The 759-nt window shown below is 63.0% G+C and carries 1 protein-coding gene; it reads left to right on the forward strand.

The genetic code is table 11. The features are described from left to right. Positions 1 to 264 precede the first annotated feature (264 nt). Positions 265 to 759 (forward strand): cob(I)yrinic acid a,c-diamide adenosyltransferase (gene cobO / locus OP495_RS18585; protein ID WP_280571258.1); only part of this gene is annotated, 495 nt, incomplete at its 3' end.

The raw sequence follows: 759 nt of genomic DNA on the forward strand, positions 1-759 counted from the left end.
ACACGCTCTGCGGCCCGAAAAGGCCAGGGTCGCCCGGTGGGTGTTCATAATCGATATCGCCCAAGGCCATGCCGGTCACGCCCATGATCTGGCGCTCGATACGCCGCCTCAATGCCTCCACCATCGTCTCCTGATAGGCCTCGCCTTTACTGCCATCATCCTACTCCCTTGCGATAATGCCGACGATCTCTGGATCCGATTCCTTCCAGGATTGTGGCACCGCCGCCGTCGCGTTACGTTGCCTCTTTTGTCCAGGAATCTCGCATGACCGACCGTCAGTCCCGCCATCGCAACGCCATGCGCAACCTCAAGTCGCATGTCGACGAGAAAGTCGCCGCCGCCACCGAGCAGCGCGGTCTGTTGCTGGTTTTCACCGGCAACGGCAAAGGCAAGACCACCGCCGCCTGGGGCACCGTCACCCGGGCGCTCGGCTACGGCTACCGGACCGGCGTGGTGCAGTTCATCAAGGGCATGTGGGAATGCGGCGAGCGCGAACGCCTCGAGAGCGATCCCAACCTGAGCGTGCATATCATGGCCACCGGCTTCACCTGGGAGACCCAGAACCGTGAGTCGGACACCCAGGCCTGTGAAGCCGTGTGGGCGGACGCACAACGCCTGCTGAGCGACCCCGAGGTCTATCTCGTGGTCCTCGACGAGATCACCTACATGCTCAAGTTCGGCTATCTCGACATTGCCACGGTCCGCGAGGCACTCGCCAACCGGCCCACCGAGCAGACGGTGATCGTCACCGGGCGCAAT

Source organism: Chromohalobacter sp. 296-RDG (assembly GCF_029889885.1).
Lineage (GTDB): Bacteria > Pseudomonadota > Gammaproteobacteria > Pseudomonadales > Halomonadaceae > Chromohalobacter.